At 68.5% G+C, this 6,726-nt stretch carries 7 protein-coding genes and 1 tRNA gene; 4 read left to right on the top strand and 4 right to left on the bottom strand.

Annotation, left to right across the window (positions count from 1 at the left end):
* Nucleotides 1–68: 68 nt before the first annotated feature.
* The 4 genes from ACGRVM_RS13720 to ACGRVM_RS13705 form a co-directional block, all read right to left on the bottom strand.
* A tRNA-Thr gene (locus ACGRVM_RS13720) sits at nt 69–144 on the bottom strand.
* A gap of 87 nt (nt 145–231) precedes the next feature.
* Nucleotides 232–1,707, bottom strand: coding sequence for a heme biosynthesis protein HemY (locus tag ACGRVM_RS13715; RefSeq protein WP_377172449.1), 1,476 nt, complete (start codon nt 1,705–1,707; stop codon nt 232–234).
* 14 nt (nt 1,708–1,721) lie between these two features.
* Nucleotides 1,722–3,182, bottom strand: a complete 1,461-nt coding sequence (locus tag ACGRVM_RS13710; RefSeq protein ID WP_377172448.1) for a COG4223 family protein — start codon at nt 3,180–3,182, stop codon at nt 1,722–1,724.
* A 47-nt stretch (nt 3,183–3,229) separates the two neighbouring features.
* The gene (locus ACGRVM_RS13705) at nt 3,230–3,958 is read right to left on the bottom strand and encodes a uroporphyrinogen-III synthase (RefSeq protein WP_377172447.1); all 729 of its coding nucleotides are present in this window, start codon (nt 3,956–3,958) and stop codon (nt 3,230–3,232) included.
* Between the two features lie 75 nt (nt 3,959–4,033).
* On the opposite strand from ACGRVM_RS13705, the gene tsaD reads away from it, so the two are divergent.
* From tsaD to ACGRVM_RS13685, 4 genes are all read left to right on the top strand, one after another.
* Nucleotides 4,034–5,113: a tRNA (adenosine(37)-N6)-threonylcarbamoyltransferase complex transferase subunit TsaD gene (gene tsaD, locus ACGRVM_RS13700; RefSeq protein WP_377172446.1), complete on the top strand. Its 1,080-nt coding sequence runs from the start codon at nt 4,034–4,036 to the stop codon at nt 5,111–5,113.
* Between the two features lie 60 nt (nt 5,114–5,173).
* Nucleotides 5,174–5,443: a YciI family protein gene (locus ACGRVM_RS13695; protein WP_377172445.1), complete on the top strand. Its 270-nt coding sequence runs from the start codon at nt 5,174–5,176 to the stop codon at nt 5,441–5,443.
* Between the two features lie 5 nt (nt 5,444–5,448).
* Nucleotides 5,449–5,868 carry an EVE domain-containing protein gene (locus ACGRVM_RS13690; protein WP_377172444.1) on the top strand — a complete coding sequence of 140 codons (420 nt, stop codon included), beginning with the start codon at nt 5,449–5,451 and terminating at the stop codon, nt 5,866–5,868.
* 99 nt (nt 5,869–5,967) lie between these two features.
* A complete protein-coding gene (locus ACGRVM_RS13685; RefSeq protein ID WP_377172443.1) occupies nt 5,968–6,492 on the top strand; it encodes a hypothetical protein in 525 nt (174 codons plus the stop codon).
* The last annotated feature ends 234 nt before the right edge of the window (nt 6,493–6,726 follow it).

Below are 6,726 nucleotides of genomic sequence, written 5' to 3'. Positions count from 1 at the left end.
CCGACATGGTCTACGGCTCCTAGCTCGTGTTAAAAGCTGGAGTGTTACCAATGTGTTAGCTGAAGGGGTGGTGCCGCTGATAGGACTCGAACCTACGACCCCATCATTACGAATGACGTGCTCTACCAGCTGAGCTACAGCGGCCCAAGGAAGGGAAATGCGCCGAATTGCGGCGCGCTCCCCTCGGGTGACGGGGCTATAGCACCGCCGCCGGGGCGGGCCAAGACTATTTTAAGCCCCGGCCCTATCCTTTTTCTCGTCCTCGTCGGGCGCGTCCTGCACGACCTCGGCATCGACGACGGTGGCCATTTCCGTGGCGCTCGTGTCGTCCAGATCGCCCATGATGAGCGGCAGCATCTCGAGGCCGGTGGGCGAGGTCACATCGCCCTGCGGGGGTGATTTCCATTCGAGCGTGTCGAAGGCGTGGCAGTGATCGCAGGCGGGCGCCCAATCGCTGTGGATATGCTGGCACTTCGTGCAGATCCATTGCGGGCCGCGCGGCGCGGCCATCGCGCGGGCGAGCCAGCCCTTCACCACGCGGTCGGCGGCGCCCTCGCCCTTCTCGATGGCGGCCATGATGGTCAGAACGCGCGCGTCCGGGTCCTTCTCGACAAGATCGCCCAGCGCGCGGCGCGCTCCGGGGAAATCCTCGGCGGCCAGGTTCAGCTCGGCCTCGACAAGCTTCGATTCGCGGTGATCGGGACGGGCATCCGTCAGCTTCTTGAAGCGCTTGAGGCGCGCCTGGGGCGTCTCGTCCGGCGCGATGGCGGCGAAGGCGGCGGCCAGATCAGGATGGGGCTGCTGATCCCACGCTTTGCGGATGACCCGCGCGGCATAGCGCGGCGCGCCTTGCGCGATATAGCTGCGCGCGGCCATGACCGCGGCGGGGATGAGATGCGGCGACAGCTTGTTCGCTTCGATCGCGGCCTCGCGTGCTTCCACGGTCTTGCCCTCGACGGCGATGTCGCGCGCCTCCGACAGGGCCAGGACGGCGTCGCGGCGCTTGTGCACGTCGCGCGGGATGTTGCCGTGCTTGAGCTTGGCGCTCAGCGTCTGGCGCGCACCGGCCCAATCCTCCTGGCTCGTCTGGAGACGCAGCAAGGTGTCCTGGATCTCGGGATGCGCGGGCTTGAGACCATGCGCGGTCTGCGCCAGCTTGAGCGCGGTGTCGGTGTCGCCATCGGCCAGCTTCTGACGCAAGATCCCGCGCACGCCGACGAAGCGGGTGCGGTCATCCTTCAAAAGCCGCTTGTAGACTTCCTCGGCCTTGGCGCGGTTGCCCTGCATCTCGGCGGCCTGCGCGGTGACGAGGTTCGTGAGCGAGGGTTTGCGCAGGTAGCGCTCGGCCCGCGCGGCACGGGCCATCGCCACGTCGCCCTCGCCCGAGGCAAGCGCCATCATTCCTTCGGACAGCGCGCGATACCCCTTTTCCTGACGATTCCGATCGAAATAGCGCGAGATGGCCGTCTCGTCTCCGTTGATGAATTTCAGCACCGCGATGAGGAGCGATGCCAGCTTGAGCAGGAGCCACAGACCGAGAATGAGCAGCGAGAGCGCGATGACCGCCTTGAGCGGCGTCAGGTTCAGCTCCAGCCCCGCCATGACGATGCGCACGCCGCCATCGAGTTCCAGAAGGTAGGACGCGCCGAATGTGACCAACACCACGAGGGCGAGGAAGACGACGATCTTGATGATTGACCACAGCATTGGGGCGGGCCCTTTCAGTTCAGTTTCGCGGCAAGCGCGTCATGGGCGGCAAGCGCCTGCATCCGGGCGCGCGCGGCGTCCGTCCAGGCGGCCAGCTCGGCGCGGGCGGGCTCGGGCAGGTCTTCGATCTCGGCGAGGGCGCTCTCCAGTTTGCCTTGGCGCAAGTCGTCCTCGGCGCGCGAGAGCACGGCATCGGCGCCCGGCCCTTCCTTCCGCTCGAGCGAGCGCGCGCCGAGCTGGTCCGACATGAAGGACCAGATGCCCGGCTCGGAGCCATCGGCGCCGCTCTGGCGCGCGGCGGCCAGCGCGGCGCGGGCGGCGGGCGCGAATTCGTCCTGCAATTCCTGAGCGGTCGGAACGCCGCTTTCGGCGAAGTCCTGAAGCGCGTCCGGCGTGGACATGCCCGACCGCTCGAGATCGCCCAGCGCCGATGCGAATTCGGAGCCGGTGTCGAGCGCGGTGCGGATGCGGGTGAGCGCGGCGCGGCGCAGCTCCTCGCGGGCGGCGGCGCGGGCGGCGTTGTCGCGCTCTTCGGCCTCGCGCGTCAGCGCGGCCAGTTGCTCGCCCTGTTTTTCGAGCGCGCTGCGCAGCGCGTTTATCTGCCCCGAGGACGCGCCGCCCCCGCTGCCCGCCGGCTGCGCCTCGATCCCGTCGAGCCGCGCGGTGAGGTCTTCGATCTGCTGCGAGAGCGCGGCGATATTGCCTTCGAGCGTCTGCTGACCGCCTTCGAGACCGCTCAGGTCCGGTGCCTCGGCGACGGGCAGGTCGGCAAGCTGGCGCTCGAGCGCGTCGATGCGCTCCGCCTGCGCGTCGATCCGGTCCGCGTCGCCGCCTGCGGGCGGCATCAGACCCGTCTGGGGCAGGATGTAATAGGCGGCGCCGAAGCCGATCGCGGCGGCGCAGACACCGCCCAGGAACAGCGCGAGAAAGCCGCTGCCGGAGGACTTGGTGTCTTCGTTCGCACGCGGGGCGGCGCTGGCGCTGCCCGAAGAACCGCTGCGCGCGCTTTCGGTCTTGGGCACGCTCGTGGAGGCCGTCTTGGTATCGGTGCTCGAGGTTGCGGACGCCTTCGCCGTGGCTGCGTCTGCCTTTGCAGGCGCTGGTTTGGCGGCCTCGGCTTTCGCGGTTTCAGTATCGGCGGCCTCGGGTTTCACGGGCGCCGATTTGGCCGCGCCGTCCTTGGCGGGCGCGGATTTCACGGCGGCGGCGCCTTCCGACGTGGCGGCGGGTTTGGCCGTCGATTTGGACGCACCGGCCTTGCTTGCGGCGGCGCTGCGGGACTTGGACGCGCCAGCCGCATTTGCCGTGCCCCTGCCCGAGGTGGATGTCTCGGCAGCGGTCTTGCCGCTCTTTGCGGCGGCCGCCTTGGACTTTTGGCCGGTCGTCTTGGGGGCAGTTTCGGGGGCGGCACTCTTCTTCGCGTCATCCGCCTGGTCGGTGCGCGGGCTGTCCCCTGTCCCTTTTTTATCTGCCACGTCCGATATCCCTTTCGAATCCTGCCGATTTGCTCAGCCTGTCAACCTTACTGCGCACGCTTTGTTCCCTCAAGGCGGTTGCCCGCCGAGAGCGCCGCCGGGAAGGCCCGCAGCATGGCCTCGGCATCGGGCCTTTCGGCCACGATGACGCAGATCCCGGCCTCCTCCGGCACCCGCGCCGCCGCCGCGCTGATCGCGAGCACGACGAGCGGCGCGGCGGGCACCCCCGAAGCAAATAGAGCGGCGGCGCTGCGCGGCGAGAAAACCGGCGCGATCACCGACGCGTTCCCCGCAAGGCAGGCGCGCGCCTCGGCGCTGAGCGGCTGGGGCTTTTGCGCATAGATCACCGCCTCGCGCGCGTCGATCCCAGCCGCACGGAGTGCCCCCGCAACATCCGCCGCCGCATGGGCGCCGCGCAGATGCAGCATCGGCCCTTCGGCGCCATCAGCCCGGATGCGGGCAAGAAGGTCCTGCGCATCGCCCTTGCACGAGATCGCGTTCAGCCCCGCGCGCCGTGCCTCATCGGCGGTCGCGTCCCCCACCGCATAGGCCGGAATATCGCGCCGCCCGCCCAGCGCGGTGAAACGGCGCACACCGCTGCGCGAGGTGAAGACGAGCCAGCGAAACCCCTCGAGATCGGGCAGCGCGCCCTGCCCCTCGATCGCCAGAACCGGCGAGTGGATCACCCGCAGTTCTGCGCCATGCGCGGCCCTCAACATCGCGGCGAATTCGGCGCCATAAGGCTCGGGCCGCGTGATGAGGACGGTGGGGGGCAAGGGGCGGCTCCGCAGTTGTGAGGCACTCGCCCAAGTGATACGCGGGCAAGGGCGGCCACGCAACGGGCGGACAAGATGCGCGATACCCTCACCATCCTCGGACTGGAAAGCAGCTGTGACGACACGGCCGCCGCCATCCTGCGCGTCGGGGCGCGCGCCGAGATCCTCGCCCAGACCGTGCATAGCCAAGGAAACCTTCATGCCGCTTACGGCGGCGTCGTCCCCGAGATCGCGGCCCGCGCCCATGCCGAGAAGCTCGATCTCTGCGTCGCCGAGGTTCTGCGCGCCTCGGGCCTCGCGCTGCGCGAGATGGACGCCATCGCGGTGACGGCGGGGCCGGGGCTGATCGGCGGCGTCATGTCGGGCGTGATGTGCGCCAAGGGGCTGGCCGTGGGGGCCGGGCTGCCGCTCATCGGGGTCAACCACCTCGCGGGCCACGCTTTGACCCCGCGCCTGACGGATGATGTCGCCTATCCCTATCTCATGCTGCTCGTCTCGGGCGGGCATTGCCAATTCCTGCGCGTCGATGGCGCGCAGGACTTTACCCGCCTCGGCGGCACGATCGACGACGCGCCGGGAGAGGCCTTCGACAAGACGGCGCGGCTTCTGGGCCTTGCGCAGCCGGGCGGGCCGGCGGTCGAGGCCGAGGCAGCGCAGGGCGATCCGGCGCGCTTCGCCTTCGCGCGCCCGCTTCTCGACAGGCCGGGCTGCGACATGTCCTTCTCGGGGCTGAAGACCGCGCTCTTGCGGGCGCGCGACGCGATCATCGCCGAGAAGGGCGGGCTGACGGTGCAGGACCGGCGCGATCTCTGCGCGGGATTTCAGGCGGCGATGCGCGACGTTCTGGCCGAAAAGACGCGCCGCGCGCTCGCGGCCTGCCCCGATCTGGCGGTGATCGCCGTCGCGGGGGGCGTCGCCGCCAACCAGGCCGTCCGCGGCGCGCTGATGGAGGTGGCCGAGGCGGCGGGCGTTCGCTTCATCGCGCCACCCCTCGCGCTGTGCACCGACAATGCGGCGATGATCGCCTATGCGGGGGCCGAGCTCTACCGCGCGGGGCAGCGCGACGACATGGCGCTCGCCGCGCGGCCCCGCTGGCCGCTCGACAGCGCCGCGCCGTCGATGCTCGGCTCGGGCAAGAAAGGCGCCAAAGCCTGAATTGCGGCGGGCGGCGCACCGCTATAGTCTGCGCCGCGACCGATACCTCAGGAGAGCCCCATGCTGATCGCCCTCATCGCCCGCGACAAACCCGGCGCGCTGCAAATCCGTCTCGATACGCGCGATGCGCATGTCGCCTATCTGAAATCCTCGGACGCCGTTTCGCAGGCCGGCCCGCTTCTGGACGAGGCGGGCGAGATGTGCGGCTCGCTCATCGTGCTCGATGTCGCGGACATGGCCGCCGCGCGCGACTGGGCGGCGGATGATCCCTATGCCCATGCCGGGCTTTTCGAGAGCGTCGAGATGATCGCCTGGAAAAAGGTGATCTGAAGCCCATGCGCTACTGGCTGTTCAAATCCGAGCCGTCGACATGGAGCTGGTCCGATCAGGTCGCGCGCGGCGACGCGGGCGAGGAATGGGACGGCGTGCGCAACTACCAGGCGCGCAACGTGATGCGCGAGATGGCTCTGGGCGATCGCGGCTTTTTCTACCACAGCCAGGACGAGCGGGCGATCGTCGGTATCGTTGAGGTCTGCGCCGAGGCGCATCCCGACAGCACCGCCGAGGATCCGCGCTGGGACTGCGTCGATATCCGCGCGGTGATGCCGGTCGCGCAGCCCGTCACGCTCGATGCGATCAAGGCCGATCCGCGCCTGTCGGACATGGCGCTCGTGCGCCAGCCGCGCCTCTCGGTTCAGCCGGTCGCGCCCGAGGCCTGGCGCATGCTGTGCGACATGGCGGGCGTGGCGCCCTAGCTGACGCCCGCTCGCGCCGGAACCTTGCCCCTCGAATGGCGTTAAGCGATAAGATCGGCGCGCATTGGAATTCGCGCCGAAATTGATTTGGAGAAACACATGACCAAGCTTCTTACCGCCATCAGCGCCCTGACCATCGGCTTCGCCGCCCCGCTCGCCGCCGCGCCCGAGGATGCTCTGCCCACGAAGGGCGACGAGATTTCCAAGTATCGCGACGCCGGCGCCTGGACGATCCGCAAGAACGAGACGAAAGGCTCGTGCTTCGCGTCCTACAAGGCCGAGAACGGCGCGATCGTGCAGTTCGGTTTCACCGAGGACGAGACGGCGGGCTATCTGGGCCTCTTCGGGCAGACGGATGCCGCGATCGAGACGGGCCAGAACGTCGCCTTCATCGCCAACGGCAATCTTTACGGCGGCGTGGCCACGGGTGTCGGCGCCAGCATCGAGGATGGCTACGAAGGCGGCTATGTCCTCGTCAACAACACCGATTTCGTGCAGGACGTCGAAGCGGGCGAGGAGCTTGTCGTCTTCCCCGAGACGCCGCAAACCTACATCGTGGACATGTCGGGCGCATCCGCCGCCGTCTATGAGGTGCGTAAATGCACGAACGAGATGGGCAGCTAAGAGCGGCCCCATTACGCCTTTTCACGAAATCAGGCTCCGCCACTCGGCGGGGCCTTTTTCATGCGCGGCAGTGTTCGGCCTGCCCGGCGCTGATTTGGTCTTTCCAGATTAAAACGGAGGGTTCCGAACCACATGCCGAAACCCTCCGCCACCCCACGTGCTCCCATGCACCACACGTGTATTCTGGAATCAGGTTCCGGCCGTCCTGGCCAGACAAGAGAACATTACCCAAGG

This window comes from Roseovarius aquimarinus (assembly GCF_043661195.1).
Taxonomy (GTDB): domain Bacteria; phylum Pseudomonadota; class Alphaproteobacteria; order Rhodobacterales; family Rhodobacteraceae; genus Roseovarius; species Roseovarius aquimarinus.
This window is presented reverse-complemented; position numbering and strand designations above follow the sequence as displayed.